This is a genomic window from Clostridium sp. CM037 (genome assembly GCF_055081095.1).
Genome location: NZ_CM143650.1, coordinates 2034930 through 2055488 on the forward strand (window position 1 = coordinate 2034930; position 20559 = coordinate 2055488).

Genomic DNA, 20559 nt, shown 5'->3' on the forward strand with positions numbered 1-20559 from the left:
AAACTAATATCGCATACGAGGTAAGTGTAGATGGAATATATTAGCAAACAGATTAAAAAAGATTTCATGAAAAATAAGAGTTATGTACTGGTGATAGTTTTAATGGCTCTGTTTACGACATCGATGTATTTATTTATTAGATATTCAGTCGATAAGAATGTAAAAAATGTAAATGAGTATATTCAAGAATATACTCAAGAAGATTTCCGGTTCAAAGTGGATGTATTTTATGATGGACAATTGCGGCAGGACATTATCCGGAAATATAATATATCAAAAGAAGACATAAATAAATATGGAATGGAAACCATTGTAAAAAATAAAAATATAGATGTTTCTGAATTCGAAACCCAGCTAGCCCAAAAGTTAGGAAGTAAATATAGTTTTATGTTTGCTAAAAGATCAATAAAAAAGACTGTTTCAGGTGATAAAACATATTATTTTATTAACAATCTAACAGATATTAATAAAACTAATCTCTTAGAAGGAAGACTTCCGAAAAAGGATGATGAAATAGCAGTTCTTCCTGGATATGCCAAAAAAAATGGATTGAATATTGGAGACACTATCAAAATAAATGACACTACATATATGATTACAGGTTATATTTATTTACCAGATTATATAGCATTTGTTCCATACGGTGAACTGGAACAAACATTTGATAATGCTTCCTTTGTAATTGCGGGTGGCAATACATTTAATCTGATATCTGGAAACTTAACGGAATATTTCTGTGGTAAGTATAATGGAAATGTGGATATTGAAGCTGTAAAAAGTAATATAAATAATAATAAGAGTTTTAAATACTTTGAAGAATCTTCCAAGATTGATGGAGATTCACTTCCAACTATGGGACTTAACTCAAATATAGCATTAGCATTTACATTTTTGCTATCATTTTTAGTTGTATCAGTATATGTATATTCTATGTTCTATAAAAAGTTTATCCAGTTATATAGAAAAAAATTTGGATTGTATAAAGCATTAGGATTTACTACCGATAAAGTTGTTAAAGTATTGCTTCGATGCACACTTCCATATATATTTATCGGAAGCATCGCAGGAACAGTTACCGGCTACTTTTTATCGTCGGTCTTAGTTAATCGATTTGTAGAAACTTATTGCTTTAGTGGATTTACAAAGGGATGTAATATAAGTACATATGCATTTGGTATATTTTTATTGCCGATAATCAATATCATTGTGATTTTAATATATGTATACCATTTTTATAAAGAAGATGCATCATTATTAATGAAAAGTGAAGTTATAAAAAACAAAAGGGGTTTATATATATCTTTCTGTAATGTATTATGCAGATTGGTTCCTGAAAAGAATAAAGTTTCTTATAGAATGCTATTTAGAAAAAAATCAAATATCATAATGAGCTTTGGAGCAGTAGCAATAGTAAGTACGTTATTTGTGACAAGTATATCACTCTACAGATCAAGTGGGTATGCAATGGATAATCAGTTTGAAGGTGTTAGCTATAAAGCAAAAGCGATTAGCGAGGCATACACGGATGACAGGGATGATTACGAAGACTTTATTCAAGTATCAGCAGAACTTTTAATGAAGGATGAGAAAAATAATTTTGATATTATTGGACTTCAAAGCAATAGTAAATATATGGAATTGCGTAATGAGAGCAAGGAGATAGCAATCGATAAAGATAGTTTTATTATATCAAAAGGCGTAAGTATTTTATACAATTTAAAAAAGGGAGATCAGGTTAATTTAAAGCTAAATGGATTATCAAATAATGAAACAATAACAGATGTATGTAGCAATGGTGGTAGTTTTATGGTATATACAAGCAAAGAAAAACTTGCAGGAATGTTGAGTGTGTCAGAAATGGTACATAATGGGGTTTTCTATTCTACAGATACAGTAAAAGTAAGTAATGATTATACTAAAATAATAACAATTAATGAAGAAAAAGCAGTTATAAAAGCAGGTTCTTCTTCAAATCAATCAAGTGCCATTATAAATCAGGTAATCGCAGTTATCTCAGGTCTTGTCTTGTTCTACCTTGCAGTACAAGCAAGTTTTCAGGATAGTGAAAAGGACATATTGATAATGCGTCAATTAGGTTATTCTGCGAAAGAAATCTTTAAGATGATTATAGATGTCTACAAAGGATTAATCATTATGTTTTATTTACTGACATATCCAGTAGCCATGTATATATCGAAATCTATACATGTAAGTATATCAAAACAAACGAATGATTATATACCGTTTTCCACCAATATATTTATCTTTGTTGCAGGATTTGTTTTAATACTTATCTGTTACGAGTTAATTGTAACTTGTTTTAAACTACAAATGAGCAAAAAATTAAAAACTTATAAATCTTTCAACATACAAATATGATATGGACAGGGTTCATTGTGATAGTTTAGAAATAACAAATTTATTAGAAAAACATAATATGCACGGAATTGAAATTTTAAACCCTATAATGTGGGATGAAAATATTATTCCTACAAAAACAATTAAAGGTGTACATCTAAAATATTATCCTGTATGGCTGGATTTTTGGAATAATAATATTAAAGAATTACTAAGACAATTTGGAAGCATGGATGAAGTGAAAAGCTACTATGGTGGAACTACTAGAGAATGTATAATAGAGGGTTACAGAAAAGAAATAAAAGTTGCAGATAAAATGGGTGCACAGTATGTAGTTTTTCATGTATCTCATGTGCAGTTAGAGCATGTTTATACATATGATTTTACATATTCGAATGCGGAAGTTATAGATGCAACAGCAGAGCTTGTAAATGAAGTTTTTAAAGGGTTAGATACTAATATAGAAATATTATTTGAAAATTTATGGTGGCCTGGTTTAACTATGATTCATAAAGATGCAGTGTATAGATTATTAGAAAAGGTTGATTATCATAATAAAGGGATTATGTTAAATACGGGACATTTAATGAATACAAATTTTAATCTTAAAGATGAAAAGCAAGGAATTCAATATATTTTAGATACAATCAATAACCTTGGAGAATTAAAGGATTTTATAAAGGGCATACACCTTAATTGTTCCTTATCAGGCGAATATGTTATGGAGGAAATAAAAAAAGTTAGTAAAGGTGAACTAATATATGATGAGATCAAAGAAAGTGTTCTCTTTCATGTAATGAAGCTGGATATGCACAAGCCTTTTACAGATGGAGATGTGAAAAAGATTATTGAACTTATTAAACCTGAATATGTTGTGTATGAATTTATAACTACATCGCTTGAGGAATTCGAAGAATATATTACAATTCAGAATAAGGCATTAAAAACTTTATAGTTACTAAAGTTGTGAACGTAGGTATATAAAACAAATAACAAGCCATATATAAGGTCTAAACTAACGATTATTTTATTCGTAATGGATTCATTTGTTTACAGAATATTTTATTCATATAGAAAGAAAAGGAGAAAAATTAAATGGAGTTAAGTACAGAGCGTTTAAAAATTATACCTTTGACACTTCAGCAGTTTAAATTATTGCTTGATGGAATTGATAAACTGGAGAAGGAGTTAAAGTTAAGTGCTTCAAATGAATGTTTAGATGGAGATACTCAAGAAGCAATGGAGGGATTATATCAAGAAGCTGTAAAAAATGAAGATAGATATTTTTGGTGCACAAATTGGCAGATTATTTTAAAATCAGAAAATAAGGCTATTGGTAGTGCTTGTTTTATGAAATGTCCAGATGGAAATGGTGAGGTTGAAATAGGATATGGTATCAATAGTACCTATCAAAAAAATGGGTATATGACCGAGGCAGCACAGGCTATTTGTGAGTGGGCTATTAGTCAACATGATGTTTCTATTATCAGTGCAGAAACAGAAAAAGACAATATTGCTTCACACAGAGTTTTGCAAAAATGTGGAATGGAAAAATATAAGGAAACAGATGAGGAAATTTGGTGGCGCATAAAAGTTGCTGAATAATATTTTTTTTAATAAGATGAAAATTGAAGTTACAGTTTAGCGAGGAGTGTTTATTATAAAAACCAAGGAATTAACTATAGCAGCCTTAGTCATGGCGATGTATATAGTAATAATGTATTTAACACAAGGTTTTTCATTCGGACCTTATCAAATAAGGATGGCAACAAGTTTATATGCTCTAGGGTATGTATATCCATTTTTAATAGTTCCTATGGGAGCTGCAAATTTATTAAGCAATACATTAATGGGTGGCTTAGGAGTATTCGATATGATAGGCGGAACGATGGTGGGGATCATAACAACAACATTAATATATCTTATCAAAAGATTTAATTTAAATAAGTGGCTGATTGTTATTCCAATAGTATTTATTCCAGGCTTATTAGTACCTATATGGCTTTCATATCTACTACATATACCATATTTCGCATTAGCCATTAGTCTTTGTATAGGTCAAATAATACCCGGTATAGTAGGTGTTTTTTTAATAAAAAGGTTAAAATATTAAGACTTAATACAATGATAGCTCGTCATAACCAAATGTAAGAATTATTAAAGAGATAGATTATTTGGGCAGGTTGTGGCTATAATGGCAAGATGAATACTTAGTTGATTAGTGTAGGGAATATAAGAAATATCTGAAAAGTCATGGTTATACAAAGATATCCTTCCGTTAAAGAATAGCGGGGGATATGTCTAACTTGTAGAATAAGACTAAGTTTAGTTTAGGAAAATTTTTAGGGGGAGTGGTATACAGGTGAAGTTTATAGATATGGAAAATTGGGAAAGAAAAAATCATTACAATTATTTTAAACAACTTGATTATCCTCATTTTAATATTTGTGGGAATGTTGATATTACTGAATTTTATAGATTTATTAAGGAAAAAGATAATCCGTTTTTTATATCAATGTTGTATGTTGTTACAAAAACAGCAAATAGCATAAAGGAATTTCGTTATAGGATAAGAGAAGATAAAATAATTGAACATGAAATGGTCAGTCCGTCTTTTACAGTAATGACTTCAAATGAAATATTTAGTTTTTGTACAGCTGAATTTATAGATGGATTTAAAGAATTTAAGATTAACACATCAAATGAAATAGAAAGAACAAAAAATAATGTAAGTATTGGAAATGAACCAGGTCGTGATGACCTTATATATACTACAAGTATTCCATGGGTTTCATTTACTAGTATAACTCACCCAATTCAAATGAACCCTGTTGCTAGTGTCCCAATGATAGCATGGGGTAAATACTTTGAGGAAAATGGAAAGATAAAGTTACCACTATCTGTTCAAGTACATCACTCACTGGTAGATGGCGTACATGTTGGACATTACTTTAATAAAATTCAAGAAATTTTAGATAATCCTGTAAAGTATTTATAATATTTGCATTTAGAAAAAATAATTTTACATTTATGCAGTTGGTTTTCAATGTTCTTAAAGTTCGTCTATAATGATACACTTATTTTGGTAAATTATCCCTTATATACTTAATGTTCATTACAATAGATATGATTATAGATGCAAAAACTACAACTACGACTAAAGGTTGTGCCGTACCATCTGAATTGGACATAGGTATATAAACATATTGAGATAGAACAACAAATATAAAAACGCTAAAGTTGTATAACATATGAAAAATAATACAGTTTACAATATTCTTGGTTTCTATATATAATAATGCACTTAACACACCCATAAAAAACCTACCTATAAAGTTTAAATCAAAGTGTACTATTGCAAATATTGTCGCAGATATTAAGATTGCAAGTCTGATACCCGTCTTAAACTTTAATTTATTTAACAATACCCCTCTAAAAAACAACTCCTCAATTATTGGCGCTGTTGTTACTCCAAATATTAAATAGCTTAAAGTTAGACCTGTAGCAGTTACATGTGTACCTACTAATAAAATAAGACCTACTCCAATGTAAAGACCTATATTCAATAGGTATAATCGAGCTATCTTTTTATAACTTATTTCTTTAATGCAACTAACTAAATCGTTTTTCATTGCATTGTTACCTCTAAATACCAGTAGGCTAACAAAAACTAACAATATAATATTTAACATAATTTCAGCTACGTACTTATCTTTCAGATATATATTGTAAATAATAGGTATCTCTAATAATAAAAAAGTTAGTATAATTGCAAGTATATAAAATAGTACGACTTTTTTTACCTTTATTTTCTCAAACATGTTATCCATATATTAATAACCCCACCCACATAAATTTTTATAAATTATATACTAAATAAGTATATATATAAAACTAATATCTGTAAATATTAGTTTATATTTTATAAACTATAACATGAAAATTAAGTATTCTTATTGGACGACTGATTTTTAATAAATTTAGTCGAACTCTATTAAATTTCTCTACTCTGTTTTGTGTTTAATTAATATCATCTAAAATAGATAATATCCTTATAATCAAATATCTTCTCAGTAAGCCCCAATCTTTGTGAATGGGTTTGGAGCTCGCCAGTTGCTTTTGTAGCCCAACATAAGTTGTAGTAAGTAAGGATGGCAAATTAATTCAAGTTTGCATTATATTTATTTAATAAATGTATCGCACATCCATTTATTAAATCTTTCTTTCTCTTCAAATTGCGGATAATGAGCTGATTGTTCAAAGACAATAAATTCTTTTTTATCCGTTTTAATCATATCAAAATATTTTTTTGCTGCACTAGCTGAAGTCATATAGTCATATTTACCCATGATAAAATAGCATGGTAATTTAAGTTTTGTTACTATAGTTGGTAAAGGATTTTTTAATAAATCCTTTACCAAAATCTTTTGAGATAAGGATATCCCATAGTCATAACGGATAACATCTAACAAGTTATACTCACTACTGAATAAAAAACCTATACTATTATTATCGGGGGCATCAATAAGTCTTGAAGCCCCACCATATTTAATAACATAAGATCGTGGGGTATACATATTGCCATTTTTGATTTCTTTAGTTAATCCTTGTAGATACAAAACATCATCTGTATTGGCAGCATTTTGAGCTTGATTAATACAGTAATTCAAACTGTCGATCTCACTTTCTGTTGTATCGCTCATCTGTCCAATGCCAATATATGCTTCATATTTTTCAGGAGCTTTATAGGCAGCTTGCATTGCAATATATGTACCACAAGAATGGCCACTCAGTATAATCTTTTTTTTGCCAAGACGTGCTGAGATATAATCCGTCATATCCAATAAGTCCTTAACCAATAAGTCTGTTGAAAGGTTCGAATAGTCCTCAAATAAATGATATGATTTTCCACTTGCTCTTTGGTCGTAATTAACAACTGTAAATTTGGTTTCCAATAAATTTTGGTATTTATCAGCATATGGTATTTCCGGACATCCAGGTCCTCCATGTACAAAAACAATAACTGGATTATCCCTATCATCACCACGTATCATAATTTCATGATTATTTCCATTTATCTTTACTTGTTCTAATACACTTATACTGTTTTCACCTTTTATATCCGGAGTCCATGTAGGAAAGAGAAGTGCCATTATTGGCAATGCTATAATAATTACTCCGATATGTATATATAATTTCATCAATTTTTTTTTATTTTTCATTCAAGATACCCCTTTTAAATTGCTAGAGTTATTAATCAGTGTTCAGATTTTGAGAATGTTTATTTACCGATTTCATAATTCCTGCTATTGCAAACGACGCAGTCATTCCAAATAACAAAATGAATATAATCATATGTATATTCCCATTCATATATTCGTCACTCCAATCATGAAAATTGTATTGAAATCCAAATACAGAAGGTTCAAGCCCCAATACCATATTTATCAGACCTTGTATAAAAAATTCAAATACAGAAATTACAGCGAAACATCCTGAAGTCTTCAGTAACCCATTGATTCTAGAATATCTAATAATAAGCATCATACTCCACAGAACAATCAGACATAATAACGTAATCGGAAGACCCTTCGTTAAGAACCATCCTCCGCCTGTATACATATCGCATACAAAAATCAGTAATAATAGTAACACGGTATCTACCATAAAACACAGCAATACTTTTTTATTTGCCAAGAACTCCGGAAGCCATATGCGATTTAGTATAATTGGTAAAAAAACAACCGTCATACCAAACAGCAACGGTATAAATGTCACAAAGAACCAGTCTCCATCCGTATAAATGCAGCAAGTCATCAAAAGAAGAACAAGCGAAGTAAATAAAGCTCCTATCGTGATCTCTCCACGATACTCAGTCACCAAAACAGGCAGCAGTGTTAACGTAAATGCAATCAATTCTGCAGTCAGCACAATAAAAAACCACGACAGCTTATGTTGAACAGCCAGATTACATATAAAACATACTAATAAAGATATTCCATACATAAAAAATAATGTATATTTATATCTGTTTACTATTTTTATATATTTTGTGGCTAATTTTTCAGTAGCTCTTGTTTGAAGGTCTTCACTGGCGGTCAACAGTTCATGTTCGTTAATCTTGAGCACCTCACAGATATCACTTATAAGGGTGATGTCAGGATAAGAGATTCCCCTTTCCCATTTTGAAATTGCAGATTCTGTTACAAATATTTTCTCTGAGAAACTCTTCTGAGTCAATCCTGCTTTTTTCCTTTTTTGCGTAATAAATTCACCAAATGACTTTTTATCTTCCATAGAAATTCCTCCTAGTATTTTTTCACTTCCAATACTATACTTACCATTTCTCTATGTCAACGAAACAGCCCGATTTAACAACTCGACTATCAAGCCAGTCGGCTAAAACACTGCATTTACAGGCATCTTTCCTATAAGAATACAATTGAAGATGTGTATTTATCTTCAACGTACAACACACTGTGTGTAAAAGGAGTATAAATAATAAAGTTAAAATATGTTCTTTTTAACGTATCAAGGCATGTGGAGTGCTGTTCGCTACCCGTAAGAAAATAGAGGTATGATAATTAGAAAAAGATAATAAAAACTTTGTTATAAGGTTTTGCTATCTTTTTTGTTAGGCTAGTAATTTAGATGGAGCGGTTTTAGTTTAAATCGTAGATAAAAGTAAAAGAAATATTAAAGGTAAAATAAAGAGATTATGATAAAATTTGTAGTATAATTAAGGTATATGAACTTAGAATGAGGATTACAATTATTATCTTTGAAAAGAAAATATGAAACTAATGTTTTATCTTGTTATGAGTGTGCTGATAATGTCTATAATGTGAAGCTGGAAAAATGAACACTTAATTGATGAGTGTGGGGAAAAAGAATAACGGCGATACGTCGAATTTGTAAAAAATAACGTACAAACCAACATATTCGAAAATAATATTAACTATAAGGGAGAAAACTGAAATGATAGAGCAAAGAAAAGAAGATTGTTCGGGTAACGTAGAATGTGAACAGATATATAAAGAGAAAGATTACAAACTAATTTTAAGAAAAGAAACTCAACATTTTATAATTTATTACACTGAAATAGATAAGACATGTATAGATAAAGTTTCAAATGTTCTCGAAAATAGTTACAATAGAATTACAATTATTTTTAATGAACAACTTAAAGAGAAACTGACTATTGAGATTCATTCAGACATTAATCAGCTTCATATTGCTTTAGGATTTCCCAATGCACCTGATTGGATAAGAGGAGGGATTGGGGTAGACAAAATTGTAATAGCATCTCCTTTAAATCCACCACCTGGTTCACAATTTGATAACGTAGTAAATACAGCTGTTCATGAGTTTGTGCATATAATAGTAAATAAAATAAATAATCATACGCCCAGATGGTTGAATGAAGGAATTGCATGTTACGAAGCAAAAGATAATAATGAAAACTGGATAAGGAAAACAATTAATGAAGGTTTAGTAAACAGTACGATTCCTACACTCAATGATTTAGATACTGGCGATGATTTTGAAACATTTTTCAAACGCAATGGGTATCAATATTCATACACAATAGTAGAGTCAATAGTTGAAGAGTTTGGTTATGGTAAGTTATATAATTTAATAAAATCACCGAATAACGTTATAGGCATTTTTGGCATAACAGAGGAGCAATTGCAAAATAAATGGATTGAGTATATTAAAAAGAATTATCTTCTGACCTAAATATGGAAGGTTTTCTATTTTTTATTATTTCATAATGTTAATAAAGTTGGTTATAAACAATTGTAAATATTGCCTAAGAAATCAGACGAATTAGACAGATTGTGTCTATAATGAGAAGCTAGAAAAATGAATACCTAATTGATGCGTGTAGGGAATATTGGAGTCAGCTGAGAAGCCATATTTTATAAGCATTTCTCTCCGTTAAAGAACGGCGATAACTTATTATTCTGCAAGTATAGCATTTGGCATAACCTATAATATATTGCATTTAGTATATATTGCACTTTTTTCAGCTAGCTTTTTTGGATTAATTATTGCAATTGTAAGTATAGATAAAAAGCAGGTAGTAGAGAACATGGGAGATGTATTACCATACAAAGGAATATATATATTCTTAGCTTTAACCGGAAGTGCACTAATTGTCGCTTGGCTTCCAGATATCATTAATTCACTAGTTCTAGGTCGTTCTTTAGGATTAATTGAAGTGTATACAACACAAATTACATATGTTTTAGATATGGGGGTAATTGCTCCAGCTGCTTGGATTTGTTTGTTTCAATTAAAGAAACGAAGTGGAATGGGATATATTTTATTAGGGATATTGTTGACAGTATGTAGCATTATTGGAATAATGATTCCAATCCAAACGGCATTTCAGTTAATAGCAGGAATTTCGCTTCCAATTGCAGTTATTGTAACAAAGGTAGGAATCTTTGTTCTTCTAGCATTCTTTGCATTATATTTTAATAGAAAATTTTTTAGGAACATTAAGTGATAAAGTTAAATATATTACAAGCTCGTATCTTTCGTAAAGTTCGTCATAAACAACTGTAAGAATTACTAAAGAAATCAGATAAACTGGACATGTTATGTCTATAATGGGAAGCTAGCAAAATGAATACTTAATTGATGCGTGTAGGGAATATCGTAGTCGGCTGAAAAGCCATGTTTTACAAACGTTTCTCTTCGTTAAAGACCGGCGATATGTCGAACTCGTAGTTTATTACGAAGTAAAGATTATTAATAAAATGTGAGTATGGAAGTGATAAAAATGATAAGGCAGATAGAAAGAGATGAGATTAAAGTATGTGTACAAGTAATCAGAAAAAGTTTTGGAACGGTAGCACAAGAATTTAGTCTTACAAAAGAGAATTGTCCAGGGAATGCAAGTTTTATGAAAGTTGAAAAATTATATAAGCAGTATGATGAAGGTCGACCAATGTTTGCTTACCTGGATAATGGTATCATTGTAGGTTATTTTTCGCTTAGCAAGAATAATAGTGGGAGTTTTGAACTGAATAATCTTGCTGTATTGGTAGAATATCGCCATAAAGGTTATGGCAGAGAAATGATTATTTTTGCAATGGATAAAGTCAGAGAAATGGGAAGTAATAAAATGACTATTGGAGTAATTGAGGAAAGTACGAAATTAAGGAATTGGTACAGTGGTTTAGGATTTATACATACAGGTACAAGAAAGTATAAACATTTACCTTTCACAGTGGGCTTTATGAAAATTGGACTTTAGGCTTCTATAGTAAGCAATACTACAAATATATATGATATTCAAGATTGATTCTAGTTACTTGTTTTGATGTTTTTCTAATAATATTTGATTAGTTCGGAATGTTCATAAAGTTCATCATAAACAATTGTAAAATTACTTGAGAAATCAGACGAATTAGACAGATTGTGTCTATAATGAGAAGCATTCAGAAACCAAAGAAAAGAAGATTTTGATAGATTACTTAGGTATATTTGAAATTGCTTTAAATAATACATAGGGGCTATCTGATCCAAATAAATTGAATAACTTGCAATATATAAATTGATACTATCTTAGGAGGGATATTATGACAAGGAAATATAAGTTATATCAAATTGACTCATTCACTAAGGAGAAGTTTGCTGGAAATCCAGCTGGAGTAATAACAAATGCTGATGGATTAACTGAAACTGAAATGCAGAAAATAGCTAGGGAACTTTAAAAAAAATGGAACCAAATTATGATGCCCTTTCTAAATTGAGCAACGATATTAAGTGTAATGGATATTACGTTTTTACAGTTAATTCTCAAGACGATGATATTTTAGTAAATGGCAGAATGTTTGCTCCTGCGATAGGCATTAATGAAGATCCTGTAACTGGTAATGCAAATGGTCCTTTGGGTGCATATCTGGTTCATCACAAATTGGTGAATCATAATAATTCTTTATTTAGATTCAAAGCTAAACAAGGTGAAGCTATAAAACGAACAGGTATTATCGACGTTGAGGTAAAGATAGAAAATAAAGAACCTGTAGAAATTAAAATTTCAGGAAATGCCATAATAGCATTTAAATCTGAATTATCATTAGAATGACTATCTTAAATAACAACCAATTTAGATAAGATAGAATAAAGCATTAGTTTTGATATGTACTAATCAATAATCAGTTTCCTATTATCCATATATCCATTAGGCTAATAATAGGAAGCGAAGATGACTGGAGAAAAGTAGCTAAGTGATTAATGAATTTAGAATGTGATATGCTGAACCGTCCCATAAGTAAATGTCGGTTTTACAAATTTAGGAAAGTTGATAGCTCGTGGATTTACATAGAAATTGAAGTGAAAGTACCATATAATATGACAGATAGAAAACTTTTATAGTCTCTTTGATGAGAGGTATTAAGGAATATTTATATTAAACGTATGTGCATATAATCCCCAATAGTCACAGTTATAAATAAAGAGACAGCGTATTGTAGGAAAACAGTACGCTGTCCTTTTTTCGTAATTCCTTAATTATTTTAACATGTAATTATCAACTTTATTACGATCTATCTTTACAGTGTTAAGATTGTGCATTATAATGTTAACAATGTTAAGTTATAGGAGGCCATATAAATGTCAAATAAACCATATCATCATGGAGATTTAAGAAATTCACTAATTGAGGCTGGTATTGAACTAATTAATCAAGATGGTGCAAAACAACTCTCATTACGGAAAGTATCTGCATTATGTGGAGTAAGTCAAGCAGCGCCTTACAGCCATTTTAAAAGCAAGGAAGACTTATTGGAAGCGATGCAGGATTTTGTAACAGAGCAGTTCATGGAAGTACTGGAGAATACGATTAAATCTTGCCCAAATCAAAAGGATCCAAGCGTGCTTATTCAAATGGGTAAGAGCTATGTTATGTTTTTTGTTTATAATCCTCAGTATTTTTCTTTTTTGTTTTCTCAGCCATGTATGGAGGTTAATCTTTCCTTGGAGGGTGATGGGACGAAGAACTTCCCGCCTTTTGAACTTTTAAAAACCACTGTTTTTCGTATTTATGGAGAGACCAAAATGCCGAAAGAAAAAATGGAAGACACAATAATATCATTGTGGGCAACTGTACATGGTCTTGCTTCTATTGCAACAATGAAAAATGTTCATTATGACAAGGAGTGGGAAACAAAGATTGAAGATATTATTTGGAACAAATAGAGGCATTAGCTGTTTGGTTATATATATGAGGAGTAAAAAATGACAAATAAAAAAATTAAGGGACTTTCAACTAAATCATTTGTGCGAAGGATGGTACGTGTTATGTTGAGTATACTTTCTGTTTTACTTGTTTGTGTATTTATTTCTGTAGGTGTGTTAATGGCATGGAGTCCTGGAAAACCTAAACATTTCTTAGATGAAAATGGAAGTCCGCTGGCAGGTAGCATTTCAGAAAAAATCCATGTCAATATCAATGGGGTGGAGCAGGGGATGTTTATCAAGAGTAAGGATAAAACGAAGCCAGTGCTGCTTTTTGTGCACGGGGGGCCTGGTATGCCCGAATATGGCATTAGCCAGAGATATCAAACCGTTCTTGAGAACTATTTTACCGTCTGCTGGTGGGATCAGCGAGGCTCAGGGCTATCCTACAACACGGACATCTCTCCAGATGCCATGACAGTGGAGCAATTGATATCCGACACGCTGGAGGTAACAAATTACCTTCGCAAACGCTTTGGACAGGAAAAGATTTACCTTATGGGACACTCGTGGGGAAGCTTTCTTGGCATTCAGGCAGCAGCACGGGCACCAGAGCTGTACTACGCCTATATTGGCATGGGTCAGGAATCAAGACAGCTCCAATCGGAAAAGCTGGCATATGAATATATGTTGGAACAATTTACGCTGGAGGGAGACAAAAGAATGTTGCGAAAGCTTGAGAAGTATCCTATCAATAAGATGGACATCTTGCCACCTTCATACTGGTCCTTGCGTGACGAACCGATGCACAGTCTTGGCATTGGCACAACGCATAATATGAAATCTGTAGTTAGGGGTATATTTTTGCCGGTGATGGAAAACCGAGAGTACACCTTCAGCGAAAAGATAGATATATGGCGTGGCAAATCCTTTTGTAACAACTCTACCAACCTGCGGGACAAGATGATTGCAACGGATTTGACTAAGAAGGTGCAGAAATTGGACATTCCTGTCTATTTTTGTGAAGGCATATACGATTACACAGCTTCCTACAGATTGGCAAAGGCTTATTTCGATAAATTACAGGCACCTATGAAAGGGTTTTATACATTTCGCCAGTCAGCCCACAGCCCACTGTTTGAAGAACCGGAAAAATTTGCGCGTATTTTGCAGGAAGATGTGCTGGCGGGAAATGAGAATTGCAGCTACTTTCTATAAAGTGGTTTTTTCTTTGTATTAAAATTTCATTCAATATATAATTATATATATTTACATAAATAATAAAAATTAGGATGGATAGTGTTAAGACTGAAATAGAAAGGCTTTTTAAAGTTGGTTACATACAAAAAAAATAAACGACGCTACTGATTTTTAAAACTATATTCTTATAATTGGAAGTATAAATTTGTAGTTGGGAATAGCACTTAAAGAAGCAAGTAACAGAAAATTGCATCATATCCCCCCTAATAAATACTTATAAAAACCTGGCGAATCTAAAAAAATATGCTGTCTAATTTTTGCTTTTTTATAATTAACAAAAATAAAAAGAAGTTGATACTTTTATTTTAAAAGGGAGAGGAATATGGAGTGGATTGAGTTGATAAGGGGATATAACCCTTATAATGAACAAGAAAAAAAAGATAAAGAGTTAATTTTACACTGTATAAGTATATTTGATGACATTTTAACCAGAGAAAACAAGATTGCACATATAACAAGTTCAGTATATATAGTAAATAAAACAAAAGATAAAGTGTTAATGGTACATCATAATATATATAATTCATGGTCATGGGTAGGCGGTCATGCAGATGGGGAAAAAGATTTATTGGCTGTTGCAATTAAAGAAGCAAAGGAAGAGACGGGGGTGAAAAATGTTTTCCCTATTACTTCGGAAATATTTTCATTAGAGATATTGACTGTACTTGGATATATAAAAAGAGGGGAATATGTATCTTCACATTTGCATTTATCAGTTGCATATTTAGTTGAGGGCGATGAAAATGAATTACTTATTGTTAAAGCTGATGAAAATAGCAATGTTAAATGGGTTCCAATTGATGAAGTTAGTACATATGTAAGTGAAGCCCATATGCAGAAGGTTTATAAGAAATTAATATCAAAAATTAGGGCGGTAACAATTTAAGTAACCTTGTCACAAGATCCTTCGAAAAGTTAACTTCCGATCTGCTTGATTCCTATACTACCCCAAAAAGACTGACGCTGATAAAAAAGCGTTAGTTTTTTTAATGTTATATTTATGTTTCTCATACTTTACAGAAAGGTTTTTCCTTCATACTAAATACAACAAAGCCAAGGTAAGTAAAAAAATAACTAACAATATAATGGAGGATTATAAATGAGTGAATGTATATTAAAGGTAAATAATTTAACTAAATTCTATAATAATGTGAAGGTACTGGATGGAGTTTCTTTTACAATTGAACAAGGAAAAATATATGGGTTTATTGGAGAAAATGGTGCAGGAAAGACAACTACCATAAGAATATTAGCAGGTCTTTCAGAAGCTACTCAAGGAGAAATTGAGATTTTAGGGCGGACAGAGAAAAGACAGTTAGAAGCCGTACGAAGAAAAATGGGAACATTAGTTGAAAAGCCTATTCTATATGATTCTCTTTCGGCAGCTGACAATATGAATATGCAATGTATACTTTATGGACAGAAAAATGCTGATATTGGACCACAATTATTAGAAAAAGTAGGCCTTACAAATGTGAAGAAAAAGAAAGTGAAGGATTTTTCACTTGGTATGAAGCAAAGGCTAGGAATTGCAATGGCTCTGGTTCAAGAACCTAAGCTTCTCATTTTGGATGAGCCAGTAAATGGTTTGGATCCATTGGGCATGGTTGATATAAGAGAGCTGTTAAAATCACTAAATAAAGAATACGGTATTACAATTATTATTTCTAGTCACATATTAACTGAATTATACCAACTTGGAACTGATTATATTATTATTCATAAAGGTAAAATTGTGGAGTTACTGACATTAGAAGAGTTGAACGATAAATGTAAAAAACATATTATTATTGAAACAGATGAGGCTCTGAAAGCTACTGAAACAATTAGGAGAAAATTAGAAACAGAAAACTATAAAGTATCAGAGAATACAATTAAACTTTATGATTGTATAGATGATATTAAAAATGTTGCAAAAACATTATTTGATGGTGGAATTTTAGTTACTAGATTTACAGTAGTAGGAGAAAATCTTGAAGAATATTATATTGATTTGTTGGGAGGGAAATAAGAATGAGCAGAATCTTGAAATGGGAATTTAGAGGATTGTTTAAATCGGCGAAATTTGTAGGTACATTTATCCTTATGTTATTAGTAGGAGCCAGTTATATTGGCATTGGTATGGCCGATGGTGTGAAATCTGGATTTGATGGATTTATGGGGGCTAGTTATTTTGTTACTTCAACTTTATATCTTGCAGGTTCTGTCTATGCCGGGATTTATTTTACCTCAGCGTTTCAAGAAAGAATGATTCAAAGTGCAGTTATGGCTGGTAATAGTAGATTTAGGATAGTAATAAGTAAATGTATAGGTTATTATACCGCGCTGATAATTTTTATTTTATGCCCTATATTGATTGCGACTTTAACAATGACTGGAATTTTAGGAGTTGGCACGATAACAACAGGTAATATTATTTTGGTTATGCTCCGAACTGTCTTATTGATAATATTAGTAAATATTGCCACTGTGGGTGTTTGTATACCAATCTCGTTTTTTGCTAAAAGTATTGGGTTATCAATAGGAATAAATGTAGGAGTAAAAGATATTCCATACACAAAAAATAACGTATATTTATATCTGTTTACTATTTTTACATATTTTGTGGCTGATTTTTCTGTAGCTCTTGTTTGAAGGTGTTCACTGGCGGTCAACGGTTCATGTTCGTTAATCTTAAGCACCTCACAAATATCATTTATAAGGGGGATGTCAGGATAAGAGATTCCCCTTTCCCATTTTGAAACTGCAGATTCTGTTACAAATATTTTCTTTGCAAAACTCTTCTGAGTCAATCCTGATTCTTTCTTTTTTTGTGTAATAAATCCACCAAATGACTTTTTATCTTCCATAGAAATTCCTCCTAGTATTTTTTCACTTCCAATACTATACTTACCATTTCCCTATGTCAACGAAACAGCCCGATTTAGCAACTCGACTATCAAGCCAGTCGGCTAAAACACTGCATTTACAGGCATCCTTTCTATAAGAATACAATTGAAGATTTGTATTTATCTTCAACGTACCACACACTGTGTGTAAAAGGAACATAACTAATAAAGCTAAAATATGTTCTTTTTAAAGCAACAGTAACTTATAAAAATCATTTTAAACAATATTATTTATCTATAAACAACCTATACAGGTTATATTTAGATGGTATATTAAGGAGGCTATATGGATACAGAAAAGATTACCTCGGAAACTAGTATAATTACAACCGCCGGAATTGTAAAACTAGGGCGTATGTTATAAAATATTATTAAGAGGTGGAGAAATGGAGAAACTTACGCAACAAAAACCAGAAAAAATATTATGGGATGCAGCGGAGATTTTAAGAGGGGTAAATTCTTATTGATTAGAAAAGAGCGATATTTTGAGTGAAAACTATATAACAAAAGTTTGTATTGAGAAAGTTAGGAACTTAAGCGATTTAAGTGTAGAGTTGCCTAATAGCACAAGAAGACATTTAATATTAACGGGAAAGAACGGTAGTGGTAAAACTTCAGTGCTATAATTTCTTGTAAAAAAATGAAATTGAAATATGAAGAAGGATTGAAATTATACTTTAATGATGATGATATAATAATAAAACATCAAAGTGGTGAGTTTATTTTAGCGTGTTTTGATGCGCATAGGATAACTAGTGTAGAGATTCCTAGAGGTGTTGAAAAAATAAATTTAGATGAAACTTATAAGATGAATTCAAGGCCTAGCAGTTTATTTCTTAAATATTTAGTGGATTTAAAAACTCAACAATCATTTGCACAAAATGAAGGTGATATAGGCATAGTAGAGAATATTGGGGCTTGGTTTGAAAAAGGTTTAAAAACACTTATGGATGATTTAACCATGAAGTTGAAATTCGACTATAAAAATTATAATTTTGAAATTATTCAAAAGGGAAAGGAAGCTTATGGATTTGATAAGTTATCAGATGGGTATTCTTCTGTTTTAAATATTATTATGGACTTAATATTAAGAATGGAGAAGAAACGAAGGTTGGCTTATGATGTAGAAGGCATAGTTAAGGCATAGTTTTAATTGATGAGGAAGAAACTCACCTTCATATTAGAGGAAGAATTAAAATGATAAGAATAAGTAGAACTACAGAGTCGCCTAAATCTTTAATAATAGAGAAAAATGAAAATAATGGCAATAAAAATACATTAGAGGTTTAAAGGCTTTAAATAGAGATTTTCATAATAAATGCTATATATGTGAAAGTAAAGATTTAAAATCAATAAATAAAGAGCATTTAAGACCTCATGGTAAAAAAGATAAGGAATTAATGTTTAGTTGGGAAAATTTATTTTTATTATATTCTCATTGTAAGAATATAAAACTTGGAAAATATGATAATATTTTAGATTGTAGTAAAATAGATGTATTTGTTTTATTAAAGAAATTATTTAAGTAAATGGGAATTTCATTAAAGAAGGTAAGTTGTAAAAACAGTAAAACTTTATTATAGGCAATATTGTAGCAGATTAATTTTCACATAGGAGTTGTACAAATGATTGAAATTATTGGAACAACAATAGAAGATGTAAAAAGAATTCAAGAAAGTGGTGCTGATAGAATTGAGCTTGTTAGTGGATTATCAGAAGGAGGCTTGACACCAAGCTATTCGCTCATCAAAAGAGCAGTCCAAAGTGTTAAGATACCGGTAAATGTGATGATACGACCACATGGTAAATCGTTTATATATACAGAAGAAGAAATTCAACTTATGGTAGAAGATATTATAATTGCAAAAGAACTTAATGCAAATGGTGTAGTATTTGGAGTTTTAAATAAACACAATGAAATATGTATACCTTCTTTAGAGAAATTGTTGAAGGCTTGTGATGGTATAGATGTAACATTTCATAGAGCTATTGACGAACTCGCCAATCAGGTTAAAGGTATAGAAGTTTTAGCTGCTTATGGTCAAATTAAAAATGTTCTTACATCGGGAGGGAAAGGGAATATACTTAAAAACATTCCAGTTATTAAAAAGATGGTAGAAAAAGCAAAACATATTAATGTGATAGCTGGAGGTGGCTTAGATCTTGAAAATATTAAAGAGGTTATGAAAAATACAAAAGCACCTCAATACCATTTTGGAACTGCAGTAAGAAATGATAAGTCGACATTTGGAGAAATAAATACAGATAGGTTGAGGTTATTAATTAATACTATTAATAAACAGACATAAACCTAAAAATAAATAATAGGCAAAAATATTTTATTTTTTAATGAAAAACTAACTAACATTAGTAAGGGAGTGATCATGTGAAAAAATTAAACAAATACAAGGTACTATCGATTTTAATCTTTATCTGTGGAGTAGGAAGTGCATTCGCCTATGTTCTACATTTCATTATAGGTGGTATTCTTAATCCCAATTACAGTCAGATTAGTAATTCTATAAGTAATTTAACGGCAGTTGGGGCACCTAACCAAGACATCTTATCATCTATTTTAGGCTGGTATGGTCCGTTATATATATTATTTTGCATTTTACTTGTTGCTCTGTTTTGGGAAAAAACCAACAAACAAATGACAATAGGTACAATCCTTTTGGCAATTTCTTCGTTCGTTTCAAAATTTGGATATGGTTCATCTGCATTTGATGGTGAAAATGCAGGAATGACCTCCAACAATGTTATCCATATTGTAGTGACGGTAAGTTGTAAAATGAAATGACCATAGAACAAAAAATAAAGACTCAAGAGAAAAAATCTTGTACAATGTTAAGTGACTAAA

Annotated in this window: 20 protein-coding genes and 2 pseudogenes; 18 read left to right on the forward strand and 4 right to left on the reverse strand. The window is 30.9% G+C overall.

Annotated elements, in window-relative coordinates; translation table 11 throughout:
• Window positions 1–30 precede the first annotated feature (30 nt).
• The 5 genes from ACWJKP_RS09920 to ACWJKP_RS09940 all read left to right on the forward strand — a co-directional run bounded on the left by ACWJKP_RS09920 (window position 31) and on the right by ACWJKP_RS09940 (window position 5356).
• Window positions 31–2379 (forward strand): FtsX-like permease family protein, encoded by a 2349-nt coding sequence (locus ACWJKP_RS09920; protein WP_165414124.1) that lies wholly within the window; start codon window positions 31–33, stop codon window positions 2377–2379.
• 58 nt (window positions 2380–2437) lie between these two features.
• Entirely contained in the window at window positions 2438–3313 is an 876-nt protein-coding gene (locus ACWJKP_RS09925; RefSeq protein WP_224578957.1) for a TIM barrel protein, read from the forward strand.
• 140 nt (window positions 3314–3453) lie between these two features.
• Window positions 3454–3963: a GNAT family N-acetyltransferase gene (locus tag ACWJKP_RS09930; RefSeq protein WP_165414126.1), complete on the forward strand. Its 510-nt coding sequence runs from the start codon at window positions 3454–3456 to the stop codon at window positions 3961–3963.
• 46 nt (window positions 3964–4009) lie between these two features.
• Complete coding sequence (locus ACWJKP_RS09935; protein WP_318038335.1) at window positions 4010–4471, forward strand: QueT transporter family protein; 462 nt, start codon at window positions 4010–4012, stop codon at window positions 4469–4471.
• 249 nt (window positions 4472–4720) lie between these two features.
• The gene (locus tag ACWJKP_RS09940; RefSeq protein WP_165414127.1) at window positions 4721–5356 is read left to right on the forward strand and encodes a CatA-like O-acetyltransferase; all 636 of its coding nucleotides are present in this window, start codon (window positions 4721–4723) and stop codon (window positions 5354–5356) included.
• A 79-nt stretch (window positions 5357–5435) separates the two neighbouring features.
• On the opposite strand, the gene ACWJKP_RS09945 is transcribed toward ACWJKP_RS09940, so the two are convergent.
• From ACWJKP_RS09945 to ACWJKP_RS09955, 3 genes are all read right to left on the reverse strand, one after another.
• Window positions 5436–6188, reverse strand: coding sequence for a lysostaphin resistance A-like protein (locus tag ACWJKP_RS09945; RefSeq protein ID WP_462961663.1), 753 nt, complete (start codon window positions 6186–6188; stop codon window positions 5436–5438).
• 351 nt (window positions 6189–6539) lie between these two features.
• Window positions 6540–7580, reverse strand: a complete 1041-nt coding sequence (locus ACWJKP_RS09950) for an alpha/beta fold hydrolase (RefSeq protein ID WP_165414129.1) — start codon at window positions 7578–7580, stop codon at window positions 6540–6542.
• Between the two features lie 31 nt (window positions 7581–7611).
• A complete protein-coding gene (locus ACWJKP_RS09955) occupies window positions 7612–8655 on the reverse strand; it encodes a helix-turn-helix domain-containing protein (RefSeq protein ID WP_165414130.1) in 1044 nt (347 codons plus the stop codon).
• 681 nt (window positions 8656–9336) lie between these two features.
• Between ACWJKP_RS09955 and ACWJKP_RS09960 the strand changes: the two genes are divergently transcribed.
• The 9 genes and pseudogenes from ACWJKP_RS09960 (at window position 9337) to ACWJKP_RS10000 (ending at window position 17445) form a co-directional block, all read left to right on the forward strand.
• Window positions 9337–10098 carry a peptidase MA family metallohydrolase gene (locus tag ACWJKP_RS09960; protein WP_224578954.1) on the forward strand — a complete coding sequence of 254 codons (762 nt, stop codon included), beginning with the start codon at window positions 9337–9339 and terminating at the stop codon, window positions 10096–10098.
• A 355-nt stretch (window positions 10099–10453) separates the two neighbouring features.
• Complete coding sequence (locus ACWJKP_RS09965; RefSeq protein ID WP_224578952.1) at window positions 10454–10873, forward strand: hypothetical protein; 420 nt, start codon at window positions 10454–10456, stop codon at window positions 10871–10873.
• 276 nt (window positions 10874–11149) lie between these two features.
• Window positions 11150–11626: a GNAT family N-acetyltransferase gene (locus ACWJKP_RS09970; RefSeq protein WP_165414736.1), complete on the forward strand. Its 477-nt coding sequence runs from the start codon at window positions 11150–11152 to the stop codon at window positions 11624–11626.
• Window positions 11627–11951: 325 nt separating this feature from the next.
• A pseudogene (locus tag ACWJKP_RS09975) lies at window positions 11952–12460 on the forward strand (PhzF family phenazine biosynthesis isomerase).
• Window positions 12461–12987: 527 nt separating this feature from the next.
• On the forward strand, window positions 12988–13572 hold the full coding sequence (locus ACWJKP_RS09980) for a TetR/AcrR family transcriptional regulator (RefSeq protein ID WP_165414735.1): 585 nt from the start codon (window positions 12988–12990) through the stop codon (window positions 13570–13572).
• Window positions 13573–13611: 39 nt separating this feature from the next.
• Window positions 13612–14769 (forward strand): alpha/beta hydrolase, encoded by a 1158-nt coding sequence (locus tag ACWJKP_RS09985; protein ID WP_462961664.1) that lies wholly within the window; start codon window positions 13612–13614, stop codon window positions 14767–14769.
• A gap of 364 nt (window positions 14770–15133) precedes the next feature.
• The gene (locus ACWJKP_RS09990; RefSeq protein ID WP_165414733.1) at window positions 15134–15697 is read left to right on the forward strand and encodes an NUDIX hydrolase; all 564 of its coding nucleotides are present in this window, start codon (window positions 15134–15136) and stop codon (window positions 15695–15697) included.
• 213 nt (window positions 15698–15910) lie between these two features.
• Complete coding sequence (locus ACWJKP_RS09995) at window positions 15911–16822, forward strand: ABC transporter ATP-binding protein (protein ID WP_165414732.1); 912 nt, start codon at window positions 15911–15913, stop codon at window positions 16820–16822.
• 2 nt (window positions 16823–16824) lie between these two features.
• Complete coding sequence (locus ACWJKP_RS10000; protein ID WP_224579238.1) at window positions 16825–17445, forward strand: hypothetical protein; 621 nt, start codon at window positions 16825–16827, stop codon at window positions 17443–17445.
• A 44-nt stretch (window positions 17446–17489) separates the two neighbouring features.
• Here ACWJKP_RS10000 and ACWJKP_RS10005 read toward each other — a convergent pair.
• Window positions 17490–17660, reverse strand: a pseudogene (locus ACWJKP_RS10005) (helix-turn-helix domain-containing protein); the annotation flags it as partial.
• A 524-nt stretch (window positions 17661–18184) separates the two neighbouring features.
• Between ACWJKP_RS10005 and ACWJKP_RS10010 the strand changes: the two are divergent.
• The 4 genes from ACWJKP_RS10010 (at window position 18185) to ACWJKP_RS10025 (ending at window position 20499) form a co-directional block, all read left to right on the forward strand.
• Complete coding sequence (locus ACWJKP_RS10010; protein WP_165414730.1) at window positions 18185–18325, forward strand: hypothetical protein; 141 nt, start codon at window positions 18185–18187, stop codon at window positions 18323–18325.
• 38 nt (window positions 18326–18363) lie between these two features.
• Window positions 18364–18846 carry a hypothetical protein gene (locus ACWJKP_RS10015; RefSeq protein ID WP_165414729.1) on the forward strand — a complete coding sequence of 161 codons (483 nt, stop codon included), beginning with the start codon at window positions 18364–18366 and terminating at the stop codon, window positions 18844–18846.
• Window positions 18847–19324: 478 nt separating this feature from the next.
• Complete coding sequence (locus tag ACWJKP_RS10020) at window positions 19325–20008, forward strand: copper homeostasis protein CutC (protein WP_165414728.1); 684 nt, start codon at window positions 19325–19327, stop codon at window positions 20006–20008.
• A gap of 77 nt (window positions 20009–20085) precedes the next feature.
• Window positions 20086–20499 (forward strand): DUF998 domain-containing protein, encoded by a 414-nt coding sequence (locus ACWJKP_RS10025; RefSeq protein WP_165414727.1) that lies wholly within the window; start codon window positions 20086–20088, stop codon window positions 20497–20499.
• Window positions 20500–20559 lie beyond the last annotated feature (60 nt).